Source organism: Tropicimonas sp. TH_r6 (assembly GCF_033101155.1).
GTDB lineage: Bacteria > Pseudomonadota > Alphaproteobacteria > Rhodobacterales > Rhodobacteraceae > Tropicimonas.
In genome coordinates, this window is the sequence record NZ_JAWMPX010000015.1 from 1 (window position 1) to 25074 (window position 25074).

The window sequence follows — 25074 nt, forward strand, 5'->3', positions numbered from 1 at the left end:
ACACCCGGCGTGCGTTCGGCGGCAAGCCGGTTCTTGATCACCTTGAGGGCCGTGTTGCCCATGCCGGTCTCTTCAACGGCCATGTGCGAGATCCGGTTCAGGATCGCCGGCTCAAGCGCGACGGCGCGAATGCCTTCGACGAAGCTCTGCCGCGCGGCCATCGAGCAGAAGAGATATTGCCGCTGCGCCTCATGCGCAGCCTCGACGGCCTCTTCCATGGTCGCGAACACGCCGTCGCCCAGCCCGGTGAAGCCGGTCTCGGAGAGCGCCTCGACATCCTCGGCCACGGTCTCGACGGCAGGCAGCAGCGGCGGGTCGAGCTTTTCGCTCAGCGCCCGGGCGACGATCCCGCTCACCATCCCATCCTCCGCATCGACCTGCGGCTTTGCGGGGTACCAGCAGCAGCGCTTCGAACCGGGCACGAAATCCGGTGTCGCGGCCTCGGCAGTCTCCGCGCCGAACCCGACCAGAAGGTCGGCGACAAGCTCGGCGGCGAGGCCGGAGGAGCTGTCCTGTTCCAGTGCGGGCGGCTGGGACGCGGGGGCCTGTCCGAACCTGGCAAGGACCCGATCCACGGTGCTGGTGATTTCTGTGTCTTTCATCATCTCTACTCCGCCTTCGGGCCCGCGCCCGCCTCATCAAATCTGTCGCCCAGGGCATGCCGGGCGATCTGTATATCTTCCTCCACTGTGCCACCGCTGATGCCGATGGCTCCGCAGAGCATTCCGTTGCGGGCAATGGGCAGCCCGCCGCCAAAGATCACGACCCGCCCGCCCAGAGTCGCCTGCACGCCGAAGAGCATCCCACCGGGTTGCGCCAGCTGGCCCAGCTCATGGGTGCCCATGCGCAGTGCGGCCGCCGTCCAGGCCTTGTCGCTGGCCAGCTGCGCGGAGGCTGGCAGGATGTCCGCCATCCGGTGAAACAGGATCTGCCGGCCCTGCCGGTCGGCGACAGAGATCGCCACCGGGACACCCATCGCGCGGGCCCGCGCCTCGGCGCGCGCCGCCAGCCCGACCGCCTCGGCGAGGGTGACATCGCCCCTGCCCTCGCGCGCCACGTCCAGCGCCTCGCTCAGAAGCCGGTCGATGATCTCAGCGGTCTGCATCCCGGTGTTCCTTCCGCGCGGTTCAGTGGATTTCGACCGTGTCGACAATGCCGACGATGCTCGCATCGGCGACCGAGCCATCGAGCGACTCTGTCATCCGCGCCGCGCTGCTCGTGGTCACGATGACGGTCTCGCCATGTCCGGCGCCAACCGTGTCCACAGCGATCTCGGTGTAGCCGTCCGGCTCGGCATTCTCGTTCAGCCGTGCCACGATCAGCAGTTTGGAGCCCGAAAGGCTCGGGTCCTTGCTGGTGGACACCACAGTGCCGATCACGCGTCCCAGATGCATCTGCCTCTCCTCATTCCCGAACGAGCCGCACATTGCGGGCCCGCAATTCTTCCGCCGCGAGCGGCGTAACCAGCACGCCGGGCGCTAGCCGCAGCGTCGCCGTGGCCACCGCCCTGGCCTCGTTCCAGCCAAAGACCTTCCGCTCGGATGCCGCCTCCGGCGCGACGGAGCGCACGGGGGCTGCGGCCTGCGTCGGCGCAACCGCCTCGGCCAGGCCAGAGGCCCAGACCAGTTCGACGCCAAGGCCTGCGAGACGGTCCAGCTGTCCCGCCTGCATCGCGCGATAGCCCTCCGAAGCCGCCCATCTCCGCGCCTGCCGTTCCCGGTTCCCCGGGCAGCAGCCATCACGCGCCGCGATGACCCGCATTCCCCGTTCCAGTGCGCCGCAGAGCAGGCCCGGCAGGGCGCTGTCGGTCAGCCCGCCGGCCACGCGCGCCGCCAGCGGCAGGCTCAGCGCGGGCACCAGCACCAGCGCGTTGCGCATCAGGCTTGTCTCGATCTCCTCCGGCGTGAGCGCAGCATCTGACGGGGCCGACGGTTCGACCCCGCCGGCCAGTTCGCGCAGCTGTTCTGCGCCGATCACTCCGCCGGCATCGGCGCTGCGACGGATCTCCAGCCGCCAACCCCGGGCCGAGAGCCCCGCCAGCGCGGCCGTGGCCCCGCGCAGCCCCAGATCCGTCCCCGAGAGCAGCACCAGCGCCGAGCGCTGCCGCGCCCGCAGCCGCTCGACGATGCGGTCCGAGAGCAGGTCCAGCAGCGCCTTGTCCAGCAGTCGGTCGAGATCGGGGCGATTGCTCATGCCGCCCCCGGATACATGGCGATGCCCAGCGGCGTGACCAGAAGCGGTTCGGCCGGTTTGACCACCTGCTTGCCGGTCTGGTTGGCGAAGACGTCCTTGAACTCGCTGAAGGCACAGGCGCCGCCAACGACATGGATCGTGATGATTTCGGGGTAGTCGACCAGCACGCTGTTGACGATGGAGGCCATCTTGTCGACCACCGGCCGCACCAGCGCGAAGACATCGCGTTCGCTGTCGGAATCGAGCTTCTCGGCCTCCGCTTCAGCAAAGGAGATCCGCTTGGCGCCAGCCAGGACCAGCGTCATATGCGTGCCGCCCGTGGCCTCGTCAAAGGAGGCAAGCACCTCGCCATCGCGCAGCACGCTGATGCCGGTGGTCCCACCGCCAACATCGACCACGGCGCCGTCGCTGAGCCCGAGGAAGCGGGCGGCGGCGGTCGGTTCGTCGACAATCTCGGCCAGTTCGAAATCCGCTGCCTCGACGATATTGCCGATGGCGCGGGAGCTGCCCGGATGGATGCCCGGCGGGATGGCGGCGGCGGCGCGGGTCAGCTTGCGGCCAATGCGCTCTTCTAGCTCGTCCTTCATGTTGCGCACCGCATGCACGGCGCCCATGTAATCGACCACGATCCCGTCGCGCACAACGCTGGAGCGGTGGGTGATGCCGGCCACAGGGCGGTTCTGCACGTCCAGCACGGCCAGCACAAGATTGGCGGTGCCGAGATCGACCCCGACCTTGAGCGGCCCATCGGCCCATTGCTCGATCGGCGCGACCGAACGGAAACGGATCAGCCCGGCGAACTCGCGCAATGTCAGCTCGGTATTCATGGCATCCCCCTCTCGTCTCAGGCCTTGCGGATCCGGACCGTGTCGCCGTTCCTCAGCCCCAGCCCATTGGCCTCCTCGACATCTATATGCAGCTCCAGCGCCGAGGCTTCCGCGACGCGGATCGCGGTATGGTGCAGCACGCCGCCGCGCGCGCCCTCGGCCAGCACATCGACCTCGCAACCATTGGCCAGCCCCAGCAGGGCGGCGGTTTCGGGCTGCATGTGAATGTGGCGCTGCGCGAGGATCATGCCGCGCTCCTTGCTCACCACGCCTTGCGGACCGATGATCTCGAAGCCCGGTGTGTTCTCAAGCTCGCCGGACATGCGAACCGGCGGGTGAATGCCGAGCACGAAGCCATCGGCTTTCGAAATCTCGACCTGTGTCTCCTTGCGCAGCGGACCGAGCACGCGGACCTTGCCGATCTCGCCCTTGGGGCCGCGCAGGATCACCACCTCCTCGGCCGCATATTGGCCGGGTTGCTTGGACGCCTTCTTGCGGGTCAGCACGGCGCCGGGGCCGAACAGAGCGTCCATATCCTGTCGGGACAGATGGATATGCCGGTTGGACACGCCGACCGGGACCAGCGAGGGGTCCGGCCCTTCCGCGATCTGCAGCGCGGCAGACCGGCCCTGTTCGAGCAATTCGGCGACAATCCGGTCAACCAGGGTTTCTGTGGCAGCCATCTTCCTGTCCTGTCTCTAGCGTTTCGTCTGTTCCGGTGGGTCGGCCGCCACGCCACCAAGCCGTGGCGGCCCCCCGGGTCAATGCGACGTCGGTTCGGGCTTGCGCGCCTGACGCGCCGGCGCTTTCTTGACGTCTTCGCTCTTCTTTGCCGGAGCGGGGCTTGCCGCAGCCGTCTCGGCGGCGGGCTTGGCCGCTGCCTCGGGCGCTGTCGGTTTTGCCGATGCCGTTTGCGCGGGCTTCGGCGCTTCGGGCTTCGCTTCAACCGGGGCGGGCTCCGGAGTGGGTTCCGGGGCGGGTTTGGCGGGCAGCCCCCGCGTCTCGTCGCCGGTGACCAGCCCGTCCAGCCCTTCGGCGGGGCGGGCGATGACCTTGGTGGCGATCACCTTGTTGACCCGGCTCGCGGCCATTTCCGCTGCGGCCACCGCCGCTTTCACGGCGCCAACCTCGCCCCGCAGCTTGACGGTCATCATGCCACCGCCCTTTGCTGACTCGTAGCCGACCAGTTCCACATTCGCGGCCTTCACCGCCGCATCCGCGGCTTCGACGGCAGCGACCAGTCCGACGGTTTCGATCAATCCCAGACTCAGCTGTGGCATGATGTGTCTCCTTGCTCAGACAATCAGATGTAGGGCGTGGTCGAAGAGACCAGCGGGGCGGCGTCCAGCGTGCCCAAGAGCTGCTTGCCGACATCGCGCGCGGCCTGGATCGACTGGCGAACGGCGCCGGAATCCCCGCTGAAGGTGAAGATCACCTCGTTGGAGAAGCTCGTCCCCTTGGCCGGAGAGGCATAGCCCACCGCCTCGACCGTCGCCGCCTTGGCCGCGGTATCCGCGAGCATGACGCCGATGGCGGCAGGTGCGCCGACGGTGATGCCGAAGGCTTGCCCCACGGGAGCGCCGAAGGCCTTGTTCAGCGCGAAGCTGGCGCGGGCGGTGTACTGGAATTCCAGATGCCCGGCCGACGAGCCATAGACATCGCCAAACGTGCGGTCGAGCTCGCTCAGCGTCACCTCGACGGCGCGGCGGGCGTCAGAGACGTCCTGCGCGCCGAAGAGGATCAGGCAGCCATGCCCGGCCCCGCCTTCGGTGTCGCGGGCCAGCTCGATCAGCACGACCTCGCTGTTGGTGGCCTTCACCGCCTCGTCGGCCGCGAAGATATGCGGGCCGGCGCCGGTGCGGGCACCGACGATACCGATGGAGCGGTATTTTTTGTCGATGCCCATCTGCTCGTGCAGCAACGGGTCGACATTGGCGATCACCATGCCGATCGTGTTGCCGATGGCGGTGCCCACGAACTCGGTCAATGCGCAGGGCTTGACCGGCGCGGGCGCCGCGGGAGCCTCGGCCACGGGCGCGGCAGGGGCTGCCGGGGCAGCGGAATCGCCACCCATCTTGCGGAGCACATCCCCCATCAGTTGTTCGACAAGATCGTCTTTCATGACCGATCCTCCTTTGCGTGTCTTGGATTACTCGGCGGCGACGGCGGCGGGGTGCGGCAGGATCCGCTCCACTTCCGTATGCGGCCGCGGGATGACATGGACCGAGGCCACGGTGCCAACCTTCTCGGCGGCAACCGCGCCCGCATCGGTGGCGGCCTTCACCGCGCCGACATCGCCACGCACCATCACGGTGACGAGGCCAGAGCCGATCTTTTCATAGCCGACCATGGTCACATTGGCCGATTTCACCATGGCGTCCGCGGCTTCGATCGCGCCGACGAGGCCTTTGGTTTCGACCATTCCCAGTGCTTCCTGTTGCATCGTATTCTCCTTGCTCACGATGTTCCGATTTTCAGTAAGGTTCTGTAGAGTCTCAATATTTCCTGCGCTGACTCATCCTCCCTCATGCATGGCCCGCGATCTGGGCGAGCAAGTCTTCCAGCTCGTCCTGACGGGGCTTGCGTGGGTTGCTGGCCGTGCAGGCATCGGCCATGGCGGCCGCCGCGATCTCTGGTCGCCGGCGGCTGAGTTCGGTCAGATCGCATCCGGCGGCCTGCAGCGTGGCAGGCATGCCCAGATGTGCGTTGAGTTTCTCGATTTCGCGGATCAGCGCCCGGACACCGGCCCGGGTGCTCGGCACGTCGAGACCGAGATTGCGGGCGATGCGGGCATAGCGGCGCGCGGTGGCCGGCAGCTCGGCATTCCAGGCGATCAGATAGGGCAGCAGCAGCGCATTGCTGCGCCCATGCACCATGTGCATCTGCGCGCCGAGCGCATGGGCCATGCCGTGATTGATCCCCAACCCGGCCGCGGTGAAGGCCAACCCGGCCAGACAGGAGCCCTGATGCATGGCATCGCGCGCTTCCATGTCGTCGCCATCGTCAAAGGCGCGCGGCAGAAAGGCAAAGGCCAACTCCAGCGCCTTCTCGGCGCAGGCATCGCTGAAATGGGTGGCGCCGGTGGACACAACCGCCTCGACGGCGTGGGTGATGACATCCATGCCGGTATCGGCGGTGACGCCGGCCAGAGCGGAACGGACCAGCTCCGGGTCCAGCAAGGCAATATCGGAAACCAATTCACTGGAAATAAGGGGAAACTTGCGACCCTTCGCAGGATCGGAGACGACCGCGAAGGCGGTGACCTCGGAGCCGGTGCCGCTGGTGGTCGGGATGGCGACGAGGCGGATCCGGCGCTCGGGCGCCATTTCGCGCAGGATCGCCAGCATCGCCTTGGCCGCATCGATGGGTGAACCGCCGCCCAGGCCGATCAGCACATCCGGCGCGAAAGCCCCGAACTGGCGGGCACCTGCGGACACGGTGTCGAGCGGGCTCTCGGGCACGGCCTCGGCAAAAACCTCGACCTCGCAGCCGTCGAGATAGGAGCGCACACGCTCCAGCGCCCCGGAGGAAGCCATGAAGGTATCGGTCACGATCCCGATCCGCTGGCCGCGGAAATCCTGCAGACGCTCCAGCAATCCCGGGCCGAACACGATCTCGGTCTTTGGAAAGAAGCTGTTGTAGCGGGTCATCGGTGTTCCTGTGTTTCGGCCATGGGATGGGCGCAGAAGAGGTCCGGATCGCGGGCGCCGAGATGCGCCTTGGGAGGAGAGCACCCGGGCGACGCGACCGGAGACGGATCCCGCGGGGAAAGGGACACCCCGCGAGACCGAGAGCTGGATCAGAACGACTGTTCGGTCCGACTGATGATGTCGTCCTGCACTTCCTTGGCGAGCACGACGAACTGGGCGCTGTAACCGGCCACGCGAACCACGAGGTCCCGATGCGCATCGGGATTCTTCTGGGCCTCGATCAGCGTTTCCCGATCGATCACGTTGAACTGCACATGCATGCCCTTGTGGTCGAAATAGGAGCGCACCAGCGACGCGAAGTTCTGCAAGCCAGCATCTCCGGCAAGCGCGGAGGGCAGGAACTTCTGGTTGTAGAGCGTCCCGTTGGAAGCGATGAAGTGGTCGAGCTTGGCCACCGAGTTGGCAGCGGCCGTCGGCCCGTTCACGTCCTTGCCCTGGCGGGGCGAGACACCATCGGCGAGCGGCGCCTTGGCGGGGCGGCCATCGGGAAGCGCCGAAACATCCTTGCCGAAGAGCACGTTGGCCGAGACCGGATAGATGCCGGCCTGGAACTGACCACCGCGCGGGTTGGTGTATTTCTCCACCTCCTTGCAGTAGGTCTGCGCGCAGCGGCGGGCGATGAGATCGACGGCGTCGATATCGTTGCCGAAGGCCGGAGCGCTGTCGAGCAGGCGCCGGATCTGGGCGTATTTCGACGTGTCAGCCGGAGCATCCGTCTCATTGGCCAGTGTTGCGTAGACCTCGTTCTTCAGCGTCGCCACATCGGTGGAACCGCTATGGGCAAGCACCTTCTGGACGGCGGCGTAGACGCGCTCTTCGGTCATGTCGTCCTTGGCAGCAGCGGCCGGGTTGGCCTCGCCGATTGCCATGCCGAAATTGGCATCGAGCGCCTCTTTCAGCTCAGCCGAGGTGATCTTTTTCTCGTCGAAGACGAACTTCTTCATCGCGTAGACCGAGTCGCCGGTATCTGCGACGCCGAAGGCCTGCGGGCCGGTGAAGTTGTAGATCGCGCCACCTTCCTGCACCGACATGCCGCGGCCCATGCAGTCATCGACCAAGGCCGACTGGAAGGGCAGCGGTGCACGCTCGGCATGGGCGAGGTCGACACAGTTGTCTGCTTCGACCAGATAGCGGACGAAATACGACATCTGCGCTTCGTAGGCGGCGTAGAAATCGTCGATCGATGTCCAGTCCGCCATCGGATTTGTCACCGGCCCGAGCTGCTGATCGCCAGCCTTGCCGCCATTCATGGTGATTTCCATCACCTTGGCAACGTTGAAGAAAGCAGCGTCGTGCCAACCTTCGGTCTTGTGGATCGCCTGCGGTTCCACACAGCCGACAATGCCGTAGTCACGGGCATCTTCGAGCGTGACACCCCGGTTCTGCAGCGACGGGATGATCACCTCGTCATTATAGACCGCCGGCACGCCGAGCCCGAGCCGGACCACTTCAGCGGCACGGAAGAGGAAGGCATCCGGCGAGCCCTGCCAGACGCGGATCGAGAAGGACGGCGCGGGCAGACGGACATGGGAAACCGCCTCCATGCACATGTAGGAGACCTCGTTGGTGGCATCGAGCCCGTCCGGGGTCTGGCCGCCGACACAGAGGTTCTGGAACACGGCATAGCCGGCAAAGGCCTGCGCCGAAACCTCGTCGCGGGTCTTGTTGACGTCGTTCAATTTTATCCAGATGCAGTCGATCAGCTCCTGCGCGAAGGCGCGATCAATGCTGGTATCGGCTTGCAGGAACGGGTCCATATACTGGTCGAACCGGCCCGGGGAGATCGAATGGCCGCTGGATTCGATCTGCAACATGCATTGCACGAACCACATCGCTTGGCAGGCTTCCCAGAAGGTCCGGGCGCCGTTTTCGGGCACACGGGTACAGTTCTGCGCGATCTGTTGCAGCTCGGCCTTGCGGGTCGGGTTGCTCTCGGCATTGGCCAGTTCGGCGGCCTTGGCCGCGTAGCGATGGGCGAAGTTGATCGCGGCGGAGTAGGTGACGATGATCGCGTTGTAAAACTGCTCTTTCTTGATCGAGCCGGGATCCATCGGATCGAGCTTCTCCAGCTCCATCACCGCATCGGCGATGACACCGCGGAAACCCTCGGCGAGGATCTTGCCGTAATCGACGCAGACATGGCCGACACCGCCAAAGTAGTAGTTGCCGACAGTGAAGACGCCTGCGGCCTGGCAATCCTTGGCTTCCTTGGACATGTAGGACGCGGCGAGATCGCTCGTGGTCTTGCCGGGCCAGTACTTGAAAGCTTCGTGCAGCTCGGCGGCGGTCTCTTTCGGGATCTCGAACGGGTCAGCCACGCGACCGGCCATGGTGTCGAATTCGGCCTCGACCCAGTCGAAGGAAAACTCCGGGCAGATCTCGGTCGAGCGCGGGTTCTTGGTGATCGCGCCGACGATCAGTTCGTCGTCGCGGATCGTCACCGGAAGCTCGTTGAAGATCTTCTCGGCCGCCTTGGCGCGCCGGGTGATCGCGGGCAAGCCCTCGCTTGCCTTGAAAGCCTCGGTGACCAGCACCGCACGCTCGGACTCCACATGGGGCCGCGCGCTGAGGATCTGTTCCTTCAGCCGCTTGATGCGGTCTGTCGGTTGGGAAAATCCCTTCTCAATCATGGTTTCCTCCAGGCGATTTGCCATTTGTCTCAGGTCAGGGTTTCGGGAGCGAAGCGCTGCACGAAACCGCGCAGCAATTCGGGATGCCCCGGCAAGGCCGGGAAAGTGATCAGGTTGTCATCGGTAATGACTCGGTCGGGCGCCACGTCGACGAACTGGCCGCAACAGCGGAAATCTCGGGAGCGACGGCGGGATAGGCGGTCCGCCGGCGGCCCTTTAGGATGCCAGCCGCGGCGAGGATCTGCGCGCCATGGCAGATCCCGGCGATGGGGCGGCCATTGGCATCGAAGTCGCGGACGCTGCCGAGCACGCGCTGGTCGAGCCGCAAGTCTTCGCAGGCGCGCCCACCGGCGATATAGCCCCCGGCATAGTCGGCCGGCCTGACCATCCCGAAATCCGCGGTCAGGCGGAACGGGTGGCCCGGCTTCTCGCGATAGGTCTGGTCGCCTTAAAAGTCATGGATCGCCGTCTTGACCACAACGCCCACGCGTTTGCCGGGGCAAACCGGATCGACCTGCATAGCCAGCATGATCAACGCCTGAAACGGAACCATCACTTCATAATCTTCGGAGTAATCTCCGACGATCGTCAGGATGCGGGTCTGTTTCAAGGACGTCATTTCGGGACTCGACTGCGGTTTCGATTTCCTGGAAATTGCTCCAGAATTCTGCCGGCATCAACGCGAGGGAATTGACAATGGCAGGGAAAAATTTGACGCCACTTCGGAATCCTCCCCAACAGGCCATTTAAAAAGGACATTCCAAAATATCGAAAGCAGACGATTTTTGGAAATCCATGACATCCCACGTCGGAAAAGTAATTTCTTGCACTCGAAATGCGGTTTCTTGCGCCTCAGACAGCACGAAAACAGCGCAGGATCCCGACGCCCACAAGAAAAACGGGAACACCAAAGCCTGGCGCAACAAGAATAAACACATATATTTCATAGGCATAAATTCTCACCCCTACCATCTTCCTACCTTGGAAAGCAGACAAGGACGGGGGACAAAAATCCCCCAACCTTTGGCAAGCCCGTCTCGTTGACCGGGCAAATGCCGGTTCTATAGACTCTCGCTCCAACGCCCCTCGTTCGGAGGAAAATCTCCCCCGTTCGGCCCTGCCGGCAGATAATGGAACCATACCTTGGAAAGCTGATTTCCGAGATCGAAATATCTTTGCCTTTATCAATTCGGCCCGCGCGAGGGCGCCGAAAAAACAAGAATCGACGGAATCCTCCGGTTTCTCCGGAGCTGTCAATAAACACGGAAGAGAGGATGAAATTACTGCTATTGGACTACTCGCCGCCTTTGGCGCGGGCATATTTGGCGCGGCAATCGGAGCGCTACCGGCTTTCGCCTTTGTCGGCCTGCTGACCCTGTTCGGAGTGGGCATCCAACTCGCGATCGCACCGGAAGCCACCGACTTCTTCAACATCCCCTTCGGTGTCTTCGGTCCGCATGTTGGCGGCTTCGCCTCGGGCGTAGCGGCCGCAGCCTTTGCTGCCAAGAAAGGCAAACTCGACAGCGGTCGCAACATCGTCACCGCCGGCATGGGGCTCAACAGTCCCGACGTGCTGCTGGTCGGCGGCATTTTCGGCATTCTCGGCTATGTCATCATCTTCTTCATCGCCAAGATCCCCGGCTTTGGCGAAGGACTGACCTGGACAGACTATCCCGGCATCACCGTGGTGATCTCCGGCTTCATCGCAAGGTTCCTCTGGGGCACCTGCGGGTTCTGCGGCAAGGCGGAAGAAGGCCGGAAGTTCTTCCAACCCACCGACGCCACCAAGTGGCTGGCCTTCCAGAGTAATTTTGGACAACTTGCCATGATCGGCGTCGGTGGCGGGCTCATCGCTGGCTGGCTCGGCGTCACCTATGGCACGCCCGGCGCGCTGCTGGCTTTCGGGGTCTCGGCTGCCAGCCTCATGTTCCTGACCGTCGGCGTTCTGACCCCTGTCACCCATCACATCACCCTTCCCGCCGCCATCGTCGGCGCCGCGTCCGGTAGTCTGATCTGGGCCGGGTTGGCGGGCCTGCTCTGCGCCTTCCTGGGCGAGTTCTTTGCACGCGCCTTCCTCGATCATCGCGACACCCATATCGACCCCCCGGCCTGTACCATCGCGGCGAGCACTATGCTGTTCAACTTCCTGACCGCTGTCGGCCTGTGGACCCTGCTGCCAATGCCGGTGTGACACCGCCGAAGGCTCCGTGCGTGCTGAGGTCATGCCCGTGGCCCGACAAAACCGACAGACCGGCGCATCACCCGCGCCGGTTTTTTTTTCGTTGGTGGCAAACCAGATCGGTCCAACTTCGCCAATTGCGGGAGGGCTGACCTTTGCGCCGCTTTGAGTGGGCGCCATCATCCAACTCCGCTCCAAAGAGACCTCCGACGCGTGGGAAAGCAAGAACGCCGCCCGATGATAAGCACTTGTTCACATCGCCGGTGCAAGAAAGGACTGCCGGGGCAGCACGGATGCAAACACCCCGTACAGACAGCTTCGCGAGGACTGGCATGAGTCTGGATGGGTGTTTTTCTCCCTCCCAAACGCACCAAGAAGTGTGGTTTGGACTTGATGAGATCTTTTATTCCCGAACGGACCACCGGGGCGTGATCCGAGCAGGAAACGCGGTCTTTCAGCGCGTCAGCGGCTTTGATTGGCCCAATCTTGTTTCCGCCCCGCACAAGATCATCCGCCACCCGGACATGCCGAAGGCCGTGTTCTGGTTGCTGTGGGACAGGATCAAGGCCGGATCCACGATTGGCGCCTATGTGAAGAACCGGGCCGAGGATGGCCGTTATTACTGGGTTTTCGCAGCCGTGATGCCGCTTGAAGACGGGTATCTGTCCGTCCGGATCAAGCCGACGAGCGACCTCTTCCCGATTATCGAGGCCGAATATGAGGCATTGCGCCAACGCGAAATCAACGAGTCTCTCTCTCCGGAAGAAAGCTCGGGCCTCCTTCTGGCGCGTCTTAGCGAGTTGGGCTTCGCAAGCTATCCGGATTTCATGTCCCGGGCATTGGGCCGGGAACTGAGCGCACGCGCCGCGTCGAATTCCGCACTCGCCCATGAAGGAATTGACCATCTTGATACGATCCGCGACACCCTTCGATCCGCAACCACCGAACAGGAGACCTTGCTCGAAAACGTCGCATCTATGCAGACCGTGACGACGAACATGCGGATCATTGCGTCGCGTCTTGAACCCGCCGGTGGACCGGTTACCGCCATCTCGGAAAGCTACATGGCGTTGTCATCGGAGATACTCACGCAGTTGGAGGCTCTCGTGGGGAAAGAACGTAGCGCCTTTGACGAGATGGTCGAGGTCGTTCGCGGCGGCGCCTTCCAACTTGGAATCTCGTATGTACAGCAGGAACTTGTCCGCCAATACGGTGCAGAGAGCAACGACCAGGGTCCGAACGACATGGCCACCGAGATGGCCCTGCTTGCCAGGACAGAGCAAAACTGTATCGCTGTTGCACTCGATGGGCTGGCAGAGGCGGCGACGGTTGCCGGATTGATGGAAATCGCAAGCGAAAGGGTCCGGCGCGTTGTCCTCGGGCTGGATACGATCCGCGTCATGGGTCGGGTCGAGTGCGGCCGGCTTTCAGGTTTCGATTCAGGACTTGCAACAACCCTTGACGATCTTGACGACCTTCACCACGACATTCGGGCGCGGCTTGTCTCATTTGTCTCTTTGTCAAGACAGATCACCGCCACGGTGGAAAGCTGCAAGGCCGGCATTTCGCAGGTCCCCGACAGTGTCCTGTCGCGGAAAGCTCCGAGCGCAATGGCAGTGCCCGAACGCGTCGGGAGACGCGATCGAAGACATTCCTGAGGCGACTGTCTCTCGAACCCGCCTGCCCCCGGCGACGAAGCGAGGCCTGCACGCGACCAGACGCAAAAAGCAGAACCAGCCGTTTTTCGACACCAGATTGGGCAGCTCCTTTCCGAAAGCGGACAGGAGTTTATCGTCGTTCTTCGACCGTGGTTCTTGACGTGAGGGGTTCGTGGAGGCTTCACTGACGAACAGGAAAGCGCCACAGTACTTCGGCGTTCCAGTGAATTATTGGGGCAAGCCCCCGACAAGCTGCTTTTCAATAATGCGGAGCGATATTGACCGCATTGACTTACGGGAGAAAGAAATGGGTGTTTCGAATTTGAACTTTGACCGAGGCATGATTGAACGCGCCCTGTCACGATCGGGTGGCACGGCTCTGACGGCGTATGCCTACGGTCCCGAATTGCCGCAATCAATGCGAAACGCAAAGCCGACAGGCAAAAAGGTCGGTCATGTCTATATCCACGTGAAAGGATCGGGAGATTCCACGGTGGGGGCGGGTGCAGGACGCGATGACAGATCCCTGTTCGTGGACACGCAAACCGCAATCGCGGCAATTGTCGAGATCATGACACACCAGAAAGTCAAAGATGCGCTTGCGCGATTGGACCAGGACCCGCAGCCCAACGAACAGGAGTGGATCCACGCGATTCCGGTGTCCGGCCATTTCTATGGCTATGCAAGGGCCCAGGGCGACTACCCGCGCAAGATATCGACCGTTTCAATCAACATGCGCTCCCATGGCGACGCTCTCTTCATATCATCCTGCTATCCTGACGGTTTCCTTGTGGGACCAAATCTTCCGCCAAGCTAGGCACTCGGATTTCTGGTCTGGTCAGGGGGCTCCATTCCAATTCAAGACAGAATTTCCCCCTGCTCTTTCGACTTCAGGCCGCAGCGCCGATCTCGGCGGCGACGCGCGTTTTGAACCCGCTTGTGACTGATCAGGTGACCCCCACCGGTTCGAGCGACGCAGCGAATGTGGATCTCGGCTGTCTGATCGGTGGGATCCCCTGACCCGGCCGCTCGCGGAAAGGGTTGTGGCCGTTCAACTGGCCTCGACAAGACGTCGAGCGCGATAATCCGCCCATCATTTTCAGAACGTCGGGCCCGATTTCGCATGGTGAAGGACACCTCTCTGCGGGCAATGGTTGACAGCGATTTCGCCCTTGAGTGGGTAGATATTGTGGTCCCTTTCCTCTGGACAGGTTGGTTAAGTCGAGGCGGATGCCGATGTCGCGCGTCCGACAAGTCCTTGGGGTTGCTGAGCGACGACGGAAAACGACCAAAGATTCTCATCCTCAGACAGCGAATTTTCCGGCGGGATCAGTAGAATTCAAAGGCGGGCAGGATGCGTCATCGAAAAAGAAGGCACGGCCGTTTCGCAGAGATCAACCCGCTTCGGTCCGAGACGGCTGGCCGGCAAAGCCGGACAACACCCCTTAACGCAAACTTCAAGATACTGTAGTCTTGTTCCAAGGTAGGACGCACGCATGAAGCCTGCTGGAGAAAGAGGCAGAACTGATGTTGAAACCCATCATCGTCGTGGTCCCTTTGCTGCTCGTGGCATCCGTTGCCGTGATCAGCAGCCAGGACTGGTTTTTCGGCGAGAGCGATACCCCGGATTCGCGCGAGACACTGAACCAGACCGCAACTCCGGCGCCTCAAGCCGCAGAACCCACCTATAAGACGAGATCCATATCGCCGACGACCAAGCGACGTGCTTCTGGAGGCACGGGCCTGAATCTGGTTCAACAGACAAGCGGAACGGTCTGTGAAACCCCCAGCGGGTCCTGCACTGTTCCCGATCGCCCGATCAATGCGCCCTGTCAGTGCGGCGATACCTGGGGTCAGATCACACGCTAAGGGCCTGCACCGCCCTCAGGAGGGCGAAAGGTCCCGGTCTCTTCCTGGCGTTCTGCGGATATGGCGGGCGATCCATGATCCGTCTGGATCGCGGCAGACCTTCGAGGGGTATTGCATAACATCGGCCTCACCGTCTGCACCGCAGGCCCCGGCTTCACCAATGCTGACTCGCACCATCTCGCGGAGAGGATCTCAGCCGAGCGCAACAGGCTTTGGGGAGACCGCAGCCTGTTGTAGGCCAGCGACCTCCTTTTTACGAATAGAAGCCGTTTCCTTGATCCCGTCCTCTCTTCGTGGCCCTCGGGTCAAGGCTGCGCCGCAGCCTGCCCGGCCTCGGCAGGTGTCGCCTCCGGTGTCGCGGCCGCTTCGCCGACATCGACCGGTGGACAGATGGTGATTTTTTCCCGCGCCTTGCCTTCGCTCGTCCAGACCCAGAGATCCCACTCAGCGGTCCGCCTTTGCGGAACTTCCGCGAACGAGAAGCTCGCGACGATGCCCCGCATGTCCGGCATGACCTCGATCCTGTCGGCCTTCTGGCCCATGAGTGTCACCACAGTGGAGCGCCACAAGCGCTCCCCGGGAATAACGAGGCTCAGGCTGAAACGTTCCTGCTCGTTCTCGATTGTCCGGATCGGACGCAGGCAATTGTTGTCCCAAAGCCGACTGAACACGTCCAGCGAGGTGCCGTTCTCACTGGCCGCCCCGAGCTGTGCCGTGTCGATCTGCGGTCCGACGATCTCGGTTCGGTCAATGGCAATATTGTCGAGCGCGTTGTAGTCGGACGGCACCTTCAGGGTAATGGAGCGCCGCTCGACACCGTCCATGAGCTCGGAAATACGCTGTTCGAGAGAGAGTTGATTGAATGGTGGCCGCTCGTCCCGCGACGCGGCCCGATCCGACGGGACCCGGTTGAGATCCATGAACCCCTTCCAGACGGTCAGCTTGATCTCGTCCAGATAGGCGGGCACGGATACCAGAACCAATTGCGAGACCATCATCGGGTCCTTGAGGCCGGGTTTCACCACGGTCCAGCCAAAATCGAACAGTTCCGGCGAAATCTGCCCGACGGGGTCGTCCCAGGGATTGGGGCTGCGCAAGCGCGATTGGCCCGCCGCGAAGTTCACCACAGCCGGTTCAGCCGCGATTTCCCGGCGCGACTGCTCCACGGAGCCACCGATCTTCCCAACAAGCCCGCCGCCGGACCCGCCGGCAGCGGCTGACACGCCGGTTTCCGCCTCGGTCACGACGCCGCTCACGTCGCCGCGTGGAAAGGCAGCATAGGTGTAGCTTTCGACCTCGCTCATCTTGCGGAAGAACTCGAACGCGCCGAACCGAAGCTGGACCTGCCGCCCCGGCACGCAGGAGAAACCCTGATCCCTGGCGAACGCCTCCCAGGTGGTCTCGCTCGTGTCGAGTTCGAAATACTCCTTCAACGCGATCGCCCTTGCGTCGGGATCCACCGGAAGCTCGAACGGGATCCCGCTGCCGCCCTGTCGACAAATGTCGTGAGAGTCGATGGGAAGCGTCTCCTTCTCGATATTCAGCAACGTCTCAGGCGTGACCGCGTTGACCTGAATACTGTGGACCTTCGAATTGCGCGGTGGGAGGACAATCCACTGGCTCGTGGACTGGCATTCTGAACAGGACAATTGTCGTGCATCCGCGCGCGGGGCTTTTTCACCCTGGTAAAAGAAGAGCTGAACATTCGGTTCCTCAAGGCCGAAATCCACAATCACCTCGCAGGAATCCCGGTACTCGCGTAGTTGGAAACGCGTAACCGTCTGGAAGAAACGTCCCCAAGGCTCCGGCAGCTGGCCATATCGTGTGCTGCGGTTCTCCGCCTCGACCTTCAGGAAATCACCGACCGTTACCGTCGTGTTGCTCTTTTTGTTCTCCTTCAGGTATCTGCCAAGCGCGCTGGACGGTTCATCCTTTGAAATCTTCTGGCATTCGACGGACGCATTCTCGAGGATCTGCCCCCGCAGCTCCCGCGCCAGAAAGGCATCCTCCAAAGGCAACCGCGTCACATAGGAAAGGGCCGCATCGACATATTCTGTCTGCTCCAGAAGTCTCGCGATGCCTTGACGCGCCGAGTCGTCCAGCCCCCCTGCCCCACAGAGAGGCCGCGACAGGATTTGCGGCGTGCAGGTCTGCTCTCGGGGCCGCCATTTCTCCTCCACCCGCTGCTCGACATTGCGCCGCCAGTTCCGGAAGTAGCCGTCCACATGCGTCAGGATGGCCTCAATCCGCTTGTCCTCCTCCGGAATATCCTCCTCGTCGGCCGCACTTCGTCCCAGCCGGGTGAAAAAGCTCACGAACTCTTCCGGCGCTCTCAGAGAGGTCGCGCCATTCGGATCGGTGTAAGACAATAGGGCATCGAGGGGCGTGGGTTCCATTTTTACGACGACCGTCGGATTCAGGCGCGCATCGGAGCCGGGCAGGATCGCCGTGTCGAACTTCAGGCCAAAGACGGTGTTGCCGCTCAGGTCGTGACGGTCGTCCAGGGCATTCTCCAGGATGAGCTGGCGGATCTCGTCCCGTGCCTGCGACTGGAGCTCGAAACGGGTTGAAAATGGCACTTCCGCCAGAAGGTCGAGTGCTTTCTCGGACAGGTTTGCAGGCGGGATCGGCTCCCTATCGTCCGACCCCGGCTCCGAGATGTCCGGGCTGGTGTCGCCGGCCGCAAGGCGAAACGCGAGCTGACGTCGATCCAGTTCGGCAGCTTCGATCCAACCGGCCTCGGTGTCGTTCACTTCCTTCAGCCGGTCGCGCAACCACGCGTCCTGAAGGTAGCGATCGTTCACAAGCCTTTGGCGCGTATAGACTTCCGGGCTTTCGACATAGATCAAGCCTGACTGGCCAGGACGATCGGGACCGCCGCGCATCGCGCTCTCGATTGCCCCACGCGCATCAAGGTATTTGGTAACGACCACAGGGGCCGCCAAGGAGCCAAGCAGGAAGAGCAGGAACACAAGCGACAGGATGAAAACGATACTGACGAAATAGCGCAATGGACCCGGCTTTTTCCAGATCCAGTTCCAAAGTTTGGCTGCCGCATTCCCGATAGCGCGTAGAAAATCCACTTTGGTCATCCCATTCCTAAATCAATCGACAGTACCGAAAAATCCGGTTTCGGTCGACTTTCCCCGCCTCTTTCCGGCATTTCCGAGCCCCGGCAACGCGCCTGCTCGCTATCCCAGATCAATATCGGCAATCAGCTTGCGTCTGTTCTCTCCGAGCCGCTCGCTGACGAGATCTCGCACTTCCCCGTAGAGCCTCGTGCTCAAATTCACTTTCTGCGCCCCCATCCAATACGTCACTTCGTTGTCACCCCAGGAAACGAAAAGCACGTTCTTGCGCTCATCCTCGTTGCGATAATGGAAGGCGCCCAGGGCCATTGCGACGACATCGCCACTCGCCTCGGCGGCGCCGATTTGAAAATGCCCGCCCTCGGTGACCGAAGTCGCCCGGTCGAAGAGCCGGATCTGGCTGGAACTTTCCGAGAGGCTGGCAAGGGAGGACAGCGCTTGTTCGAGGATGGCGAACTGGCTCTGCGTTGCCACCGATGCGAGGATCTTCAGGATGGCGTCATGGAAGCTGGCATTCTGTGTCAGCGTGGACTGTCGCAACTCCGGTGCGCTCTCCACGGACCAGCCAAGCAGGCTCAACGTATCAAGATAGATGGTGAACCATGCCTGCACTTCCGTGACCGGGTTCTTTCGCGCCGTCGCCGCACGCTGGGCAAACAGCGTCGACAGCAGGACATCGTCCTTCTGCTGCGGCGTCAGGTTGTCCACGAAAGAGATCACGCCAGACGCATCGATGGCCGCGTTCAGCTTCTGCTTCTTCATTGTCAGCGTCGCCGCCTCGTCGGTGTTCGACGGAGCCCGGAAAGCCGACCGGACCCTGGGCAGCGGACGCGCAGGCGCGGCGAGTTCGATGCCCTCTATCTGCGCACGCCGTTCCTGAGAACTGAGATTCGCCACCGACGGGCGCAGATCGGTCCCGGATGGCGCTCCCGCCTCGCGGAACGCGGCCGGCCAGGTCGCATCAAAGCCCCGCGTGTCGACGTGGACAAAACTGTCGTAGAGCCCGATTCCGCCACTGAACCGGTTTTCCACATCCCGCATTTGACGCAGCGCCCAGGCCACGTCCTCCGAGGACATGCCCGGCACCTTGAAGTCGAGCGCATTGTATCTCATGTGCACACTCGCCCCGTCGCCGCCAATACAGGCGTTGTAGCCTGGTGCCCGGTAGGCACTCACGATCACCACCGGCTTGCCGATCCGTTCGCGCAACTCATCGACAACGCGCGCGGTGTTGACGACATTCCCCCACAGGTGACGTGGCGGATAGAGGTTCCGGCCGGCACAGGGCCCTGCGCCATGATGAGCGTCGCCGAGAATGACGAATTCCCCGGGCGAGAAATGCCGCAAACCGAGCGCGCCGATGAAATCGAAAAACGCCTGCGCATCCCCCCAAGTCTCTCCCGACCGAACGGACGGGTCGACGGGACTGCGCCAGGTGCCCGCCGCGATGGCCGCAACCACCGCTTCGGAGAGATCATCCGTCTCGATCCCCTCGGTGCCGGTCAGCCAATCCAGGGGCGACCCTGATGCCATCGGAGCGGTGGACCCGCTGAGCGGGGCCGCGAGCGCAAGCTGCGCGCCGGCCCCGAGCACCGTTCCACCGGGATTTGTCCAGACGGTGAACGGCACCTGCGCAGCGAAAGCCGGGTCCTCGGCACCTGTCGAATGAAAGTTCGGGGTCTGGTCCGGACTGTCGATAGTTCTGTCAACTTCGTCGCGAAAGCTTTTGTAATTGCCGTTGAATTTTCCATCGGCCCAGACCTTCAGGACGGCCCCGGTGAACGCGCCGTGCCGCGCGCCGTCCATGGCGACCTGATGATCCTGGCATGCGGTCAGGCTCATGACCGAGGCCTTGACCGGCGTCGTCAGCGGATTGTGGATGACCTCTTCACGGATCGCGTCGTAGTGGCTGGCGTAATCCCGATAGGCCCGTTCGTTCTGTACAAATGTGCGCGCTGCATAGGCGGCCGGGATCTGGCGAATACGCGGCGCTTGCGACCCGGGCATCGCCGCGCGGATATTGGTGCCGGAGTGGCAGCAATCGGGAACGAAGAGGATCCGCACCCCCGGCGCGAATTCGCTCCAGAGCGTGAAAAGCTCATCATCGACGATCTGGAAATCGTAGAGCAGCAGCGTTTCGTCCTTGAGATAGCCGTCGCGGTCAGGCGCCTCATCGCGGTTGAGATCCGGCATCTGCCCTCCGTGACAGGAGATCGTCCACAGGAACATGTCACCATCCTTCAACGTCTCGGCGGCGCTGCGGATGGAGGCGACCACGGCCTCGCGGGTCGCGTCCCGGGTCAGGAGGATCTCCGCTTCGAAGCCTTGTGCGGCGGCAAGTTTCGCCATCGCCCGCGCATCGTTCTCACATGCAACCAGCGCTCCGTCCCAGCCGGCGTAATGCTGCGGATCCACCTCGTTCAGACCGCAATGCAACGATATGGCCCGCCCTGCCCGAGGCGTCGATTTCGTGGCCGGGAGTCCGCTGGCAAAGGGGCCGCCGCTGCGTGCGCGACGGGTGGGCGTGGCATTGGCGATGCGGCGGATCTCGCGATCGAACCTGGCGGCCACATCGGCATAGCCTGCATTGGTCGGATGCAATTCGTCGAACCAACGATTGTCCCCGACGACACCTCGACAGTCGATATAAGTGACCTGCCGGAACCGCCGCGCCATGCGCCACAGACCGCGGTTGAACCGGTCCATCATTTCCGCGGCAATCGCCTTTTGCAGTCCGCTGTCACGGATACCGCGCGTTTCCATCGGCTTGCCCAGCCAGCGGCCTGACGCGGGCACGGGGTAATCGTAGCCGTGACACAGGATCTCGACATGCGGGAATGCGCCGAGCACCTGCCGGCAGATCGTTTCGTAATGGCCAAAAGCACTGTCGAGCAGCGACTGGAAGCTGGATTTCAGGTAATCGCCGGGCCGGAGGTCAACATCGAACTCCTCGAGATAGTCGGCCAATGCCCCTCCCGCCACGAGGTCGTTGCCACCGCCGGACAGCAGCAGGATGGACCCTCCGGTCTCCTGCAGCGCCTTGAGATATTGCTGTTTCCTGGCGATCTGCTTGAGCAGGTCACCCGCCGCGCCCAGGGAATACACCGCGTAACGCTCCATGAGCTTGTCGATCGTATCATGCAGGCGCACCGGGTACTGGAACCAGCTATCGCCCTCGGAGACGATCACAGGTCCGGCATATCCACCGTTCACCTTGGCGTAATAGCGGCCGATGCGCCGGGTATGCGCATACCAGTTGGCCAGGTTCAGCGCCGCCGCCGACCGCTCAAGGCCTTCCGGCCCCACTGGGATTTCGACCAATTCCGGATCGAGTTTGTAAACGGGCGCAAACGGTCGGGACGCTGTCTCGTCCAGAACGAAATACTGTGCGATGTCCGTGTCCGGACGCGCGGGATCGGCAACAAGGGCTTCCAATTCGTCAAGTGAAATACGTGGCATTCTATCCTCCCGATTTGGACCGGCTGAGACCGCCGCCCGTCCTGATGCGTGCTTCAATTCGTCAGTTTCAGAATCGTCTCCAAAATTTCTCTCTCCAGGGCCGCGTGGCGCGTCAGGTCCTGTTGCTCGATCTTGCCCGCCGCGTCCGATTGACCCGAAGGCTGGCTGATCCTGCTGAAAAGAGGGTGTTTCGTGTCGGTCTGCTCGCCCGTGTCAGCCGAAAGCGCCATTTCGCCCCGGAGGATGCAATCGGGCGCGCAGGCCATGCCCAGCATCACACGCGCCGGCGCGTCCGGCTGTGGATCGCGCCGATCCTCGAACGCGTTGGCGACAAGGTGTAAAATGGACTGGCCGTAATCTCCCAGATGGATACGGCGCTCAAGAGAACCGTCGGGAACATAGATCCGGACCCTCGGTGGCTCGCCCACGGTCACTTCCTCGCCTTCCCCCAACACGGGTCTCGTTGCGTCATCGAGAAGGTTGACCTGGCTCTGCCACCCTTCGGCGCCGTCGTTCAGCAATTCCAGAAAATCCAGAAGCCCGCCTTGACCACGCGCGCGCAGAAGGTCGATCGCCGGAAGCGCCAGTTGCACCGATGAAACCTGGCCGGCCCGCGTCCACAGACGCGTATGGCGGGCGTTTGCCTGCATGCTTTGGGCGACCCGGGATTGCTCTCCGGCGAGGGGCATTTCAAGCCACTCGGTCAGGGGCAAGACCCCGGCGCCTTCCGTCACGATGTGCAGCGACGTGCGATATGTCTTCGCCTGGCTGGTGAGCTTGTCCAGCAGGGTATGAACATGCCCTTTCTTGCCCTGTGTGGGGGGGGGGTCCCGCGGAAAATCAAAGACCCCTTCCACGGATCGCTCCGCCGCACGTTCGATGTCGCGCCAGAACGCCCGCCCGATGCCACGGGCGCGGGTCTCGATAAGCCGGTCGAGATGGTCGGCATCCTTTCCAGCCAGCTCGCGACATTCCGCAAAAACCTGCTGCAGAACCCCCATCGCCTGTTCCACGAAGTCGTTGCACCAGAACACAGTGATCAGGAAAAGCCCCTGTTCCTGAAGCCATTTCTTGCGCCGAACTGCCGCTGGAAAGCCCTCGTCGATCGTTTCAAGGCTGCCCGCAAACCAGACCACCACGCCGTGATACCGGCGCTCCGGCGTGTTTTTCGTGGCATCCAGGCGCGCATCAAGGAAGTCCATCATCTTGTCGACTAGCTCATCTGTCGATGGATAGGCCCCCAACTCGACATGGTGACCGTCATCCAGATGGAGAAAGTGACCGAGAAGCTCTCTGCACGGAACGGAGCCCGCTTGAATGGAGCCGTATATACGGTTCGTCCCCTGCTCGCCGATGGTCAGATCGAACGCTTCGGGCGCGGTGACGCCGAGACGCAAGACCCACCCATCTCGCAGGTTTTCCGCCCAATCCGCGTATCGCCAGAGCGCGACACCATCATATCCCCGGTAACCGCCCCATTTTCCCCAGGAATTCAGAACGAGGAAGCCCTCGCGCGTGTATCCCACCAGTACCACCGCATGGGCGCCTCCCAGCGGGCGAATGCCCTGACCATGGGCAATCTTTCCGTCCGGGTCCGGAGCCTGCCAGCCCTCCGTCAATCCGGTCGAGACCAGCACCGCTCCGGTTTCGTTCAGCGCAGCGTGGTAGTGGTTCAGAACCGGCCTGAGGCGGAAATAGGCCCCCAACGAGATCTGGTGCGCAGCCTGCGCTTGTTCGACAGACGGAAAGGCCTGCTCCGCGCTGCACCCCGTTTCCCAATAGGACAGGCTTTTCCAACGGCGCGCGCGCTCCAGGGCATCCGCTATGTGACAGCCACGCGGATGATCCAGACAGACACCGTGATGGTAGAACCCCTTGATCGCCGAGCGCAGCGAACGGACACCTTCGCCAGACGGTCCCTCCGACCGGTGCGATGTCGCAAACTCACCATACGCTTCGTGAAAGCGCGCCATGCAATAGAGCATGTCCGCACTCACTTGTTCGTCCGGCTGCAATCTCCGGCCCGATTGCAGCGAACGTTGAATATCGATCAGGTTTGCCAAGGCGTAGCCAACGCAGCGCCCGTTTTCCCCCTGATCTCTCAACCCGAAAGACGGCCCCGCACCATTCGCGAAAAACACATCCGCGGGAAGGCATTCGCCTCGCAGCGTCGCCAGGCTGGGCGTGTAGTGGTAGTCGCGAAGGTCCACCCAATCCCGTCGAACACCTTCAACGGTCAGTTGGTCAATTCCGAGCTCACTTGTTTTCGACACGGCAATATGTCCCGCCAAAGATATGCGTCAATGAAAGAAGAAATATCCGGAAACGACAAAAAGGCCCCGGCTGCCACGAATGGTTCTCTTCGGCGTCTCCTTCTTTCCGTCCGAAGTCGCGCGCCGAGAAAACCGGCCCGCATATATTCGGAAACAAGCTCGGTTCACTCGGTGGCGTCTGCTGGATCATCGGGCAAGGACAGGTATTCCTCGTAGCTCAAAACGCGTTCCGGCGCCGCCCCTTCCAAGAGAACGTCGGACCATGCGTTCGGGTCGCGATCTGGTCGCTGCACGTCTGCCGGAAGGAAGACGGTGTCTGCATCCGGAGGCGGAGGCGGCGCCCTGTGCGCGGGCCCGCCCGAAATACCGCTAAGGTCTTCCACGAGTTTCTTGAGACGGTCGATTTCCGCGAGAATCGCAGTGGCATCGGAGGGATCGAGCCCGGTCGCCGGCGGAGGCGTTTCCGCAAAGGGATTCGGATCTGGATCTGGAACGGCGTCGACACGCGGCTTGTATTCGATGCACCCCACAAATGACTTGCCGTAGCCGCCAATCAGGGTCGCCTTGTCCAGGCCGTTGATAATCTTGCGAGCATTCTTCCAATCGCTCTTTCCGTCCGTGAAGTAATCCTCCAGACGTTTGCCCGTGAAACTTCCGATCAGCATTCCGACGAAGGTGATTTTTACCGAGGTCTCGGCTTCAAGAGCCAAGTCCGGCATATCGTAGAGCTGATTTCCCAGACCAATGCTCTGACCACTTCTCTTGTAATTGAAACCATGTGTCAGCTGGACGAATCCACGGCCGAAATAGCTATTTCCGTTTGCGTGCGGCAGCGCATAGTTTCGGCTTATTCGGCCCTGATTGAAAAGCCGCGTCACGGCGCGCACCGAGCAGGCATCCGAATCGCAGAACCCCTCACGCACCGCCTGCATGCGCCGGCCGGTCTCGTGGAATGCCGTTGCCAGAGCATAGGCAAGCCAGCGCTTGTCGGTCAGAACGCTCCGGGAATCCCAGAAATCAAAAAACGCTTCGAAGCCACCGACCTGGGATTGAGAGAGCGCGCCGAAAATGGCCCGATATCGTTGGTAAAAAACTTTCCTGTCAACAATCATAACCTGGCCTTTCCAAAGCCCATAATCCGAAATCCTACCACATATTTATGGACTTACCTAGGGTCATCCGAAAGA

19 protein-coding genes and 2 pseudogenes are annotated in these 25074 nt (G+C 62.4%); 4 read left to right on the plus strand and 17 right to left on the minus strand.

Going from position 1 to position 25074, the window contains the following annotated elements:
- The 13 genes and pseudogenes from R3X27_RS14860 to R3X27_RS14920 all read right to left on the minus strand — a co-directional run.
- Window positions 1–605 (minus strand): annotated as a pseudogene (locus R3X27_RS14860) (aldehyde dehydrogenase EutE); the annotation flags it as partial.
- A gap of 2 nt (window positions 606–607) precedes the next feature.
- Window positions 608–1105: a heme-binding protein gene (locus tag R3X27_RS14865; RefSeq protein ID WP_317709660.1), complete on the minus strand. Its 498-nt coding sequence runs from the start codon at window positions 1103–1105 to the stop codon at window positions 608–610.
- Between the two features lie 22 nt (window positions 1106–1127).
- Window positions 1128–1394: a EutN/CcmL family microcompartment protein gene (locus tag R3X27_RS14870; RefSeq protein WP_317709661.1), complete on the minus strand. Its 267-nt coding sequence runs from the start codon at window positions 1392–1394 to the stop codon at window positions 1128–1130.
- Window positions 1395–1404: 10 nt separating this feature from the next.
- Window positions 1405–2193, minus strand: a complete 789-nt coding sequence (locus R3X27_RS14875) for a hypothetical protein (protein WP_317709662.1) — start codon at window positions 2191–2193, stop codon at window positions 1405–1407.
- Window positions 2190–3020: an ethanolamine utilization protein EutJ gene (eutJ, locus tag R3X27_RS14880; RefSeq protein ID WP_317709663.1), complete on the minus strand. Its 831-nt coding sequence runs from the start codon at window positions 3018–3020 to the stop codon at window positions 2190–2192. The genes R3X27_RS14875 and eutJ overlap by 4 nt, the downstream gene beginning before the upstream one ends.
- 17 nt (window positions 3021–3037) lie before the next feature.
- Window positions 3038–3703, minus strand: coding sequence for a phosphate propanoyltransferase (locus R3X27_RS14885; protein WP_317709664.1), 666 nt, complete (start codon window positions 3701–3703; stop codon window positions 3038–3040).
- Between the two features lie 330 nt (window positions 3704–4033).
- Window positions 4034–4300: pseudogene (locus R3X27_RS25660) on the minus strand (BMC domain-containing protein); the annotation flags it as partial.
- A 23-nt stretch (window positions 4301–4323) separates the two neighbouring features.
- The gene (gene pduB, locus R3X27_RS14895; protein ID WP_317709666.1) at window positions 4324–5142 is read right to left on the minus strand and encodes a propanediol utilization microcompartment protein PduB; all 819 of its coding nucleotides are present in this window, start codon (window positions 5140–5142) and stop codon (window positions 4324–4326) included.
- Window positions 5143–5169: 27 nt separating this feature from the next.
- The gene (gene pduA / locus R3X27_RS14900; protein ID WP_106207992.1) at window positions 5170–5463 is read right to left on the minus strand and encodes a propanediol utilization microcompartment protein PduA; all 294 of its coding nucleotides are present in this window, start codon (window positions 5461–5463) and stop codon (window positions 5170–5172) included.
- Between the two features lie 82 nt (window positions 5464–5545).
- A complete protein-coding gene (locus R3X27_RS14905) occupies window positions 5546–6670 on the minus strand; it encodes a 1-propanol dehydrogenase PduQ (protein WP_317709667.1) in 1125 nt (374 codons plus the stop codon).
- A 149-nt stretch (window positions 6671–6819) separates the two neighbouring features.
- Complete coding sequence (locus R3X27_RS14910) at window positions 6820–9360, minus strand: glycyl radical protein (protein WP_317709668.1); 2541 nt, start codon at window positions 9358–9360, stop codon at window positions 6820–6822.
- Window positions 9361–9469: 109 nt separating this feature from the next.
- A complete protein-coding gene (locus R3X27_RS14915) occupies window positions 9470–9748 on the minus strand; it encodes a DJ-1/PfpI family protein (protein WP_317709669.1) in 279 nt (92 codons plus the stop codon).
- Between the two features lie 60 nt (window positions 9749–9808).
- Window positions 9809–9979: a hypothetical protein gene (locus R3X27_RS14920; RefSeq protein WP_317709670.1), complete on the minus strand. Its 171-nt coding sequence runs from the start codon at window positions 9977–9979 to the stop codon at window positions 9809–9811.
- Window positions 9980–10744: 765 nt separating this feature from the next.
- Here R3X27_RS14920 and R3X27_RS14925 point away from each other — a divergent pair.
- The 4 genes from R3X27_RS14925 (at window position 10745) to R3X27_RS14940 (ending at window position 15066) form a co-directional block, all read left to right on the plus strand.
- Window positions 10745–11551: a permease gene (locus tag R3X27_RS14925; RefSeq protein ID WP_317709671.1), complete on the plus strand. Its 807-nt coding sequence runs from the start codon at window positions 10745–10747 to the stop codon at window positions 11549–11551.
- Between the two features lie 320 nt (window positions 11552–11871).
- Window positions 11872–13197: a PAS domain-containing protein gene (locus tag R3X27_RS14930; protein WP_317709672.1), complete on the plus strand. Its 1326-nt coding sequence runs from the start codon at window positions 11872–11874 to the stop codon at window positions 13195–13197.
- 307 nt (window positions 13198–13504) lie between these two features.
- Entirely contained in the window at window positions 13505–14014 is a 510-nt protein-coding gene (locus tag R3X27_RS14935) for a hypothetical protein (protein WP_317709673.1), read from the plus strand.
- 710 nt (window positions 14015–14724) lie between these two features.
- On the plus strand, window positions 14725–15066 hold the full coding sequence (locus R3X27_RS14940) for a hypothetical protein (RefSeq protein ID WP_317709674.1): 342 nt from the start codon (window positions 14725–14727) through the stop codon (window positions 15064–15066).
- Between the two features lie 305 nt (window positions 15067–15371).
- Here R3X27_RS14940 and R3X27_RS14945 read toward each other — a convergent pair whose 3' ends face one another.
- The 4 genes from R3X27_RS14945 to R3X27_RS14960 all read right to left on the minus strand — a co-directional run bounded on the left by R3X27_RS14945 (window position 15372) and on the right by R3X27_RS14960 (window position 24999).
- A complete protein-coding gene (locus R3X27_RS14945; protein WP_317709675.1) occupies window positions 15372–18077 on the minus strand; it encodes a hypothetical protein in 2706 nt (901 codons plus the stop codon).
- A 180-nt stretch (window positions 18078–18257) separates the two neighbouring features.
- On the minus strand, window positions 18258–21614 hold the full coding sequence (locus R3X27_RS14950; RefSeq protein ID WP_317709676.1) for a caspase family protein: 3357 nt from the start codon (window positions 21612–21614) through the stop codon (window positions 18258–18260).
- A gap of 53 nt (window positions 21615–21667) precedes the next feature.
- Window positions 21668–23887 (minus strand): C1 family peptidase, encoded by a 2220-nt coding sequence (locus tag R3X27_RS14955; RefSeq protein ID WP_317709677.1) that lies wholly within the window; start codon window positions 23885–23887, stop codon window positions 21668–21670.
- 164 nt (window positions 23888–24051) lie between these two features.
- On the minus strand, window positions 24052–24999 hold the full coding sequence (locus R3X27_RS14960) for a glycoside hydrolase family 19 protein (protein ID WP_317709678.1): 948 nt from the start codon (window positions 24997–24999) through the stop codon (window positions 24052–24054).
- Window positions 25000–25074 lie beyond the last annotated feature (75 nt).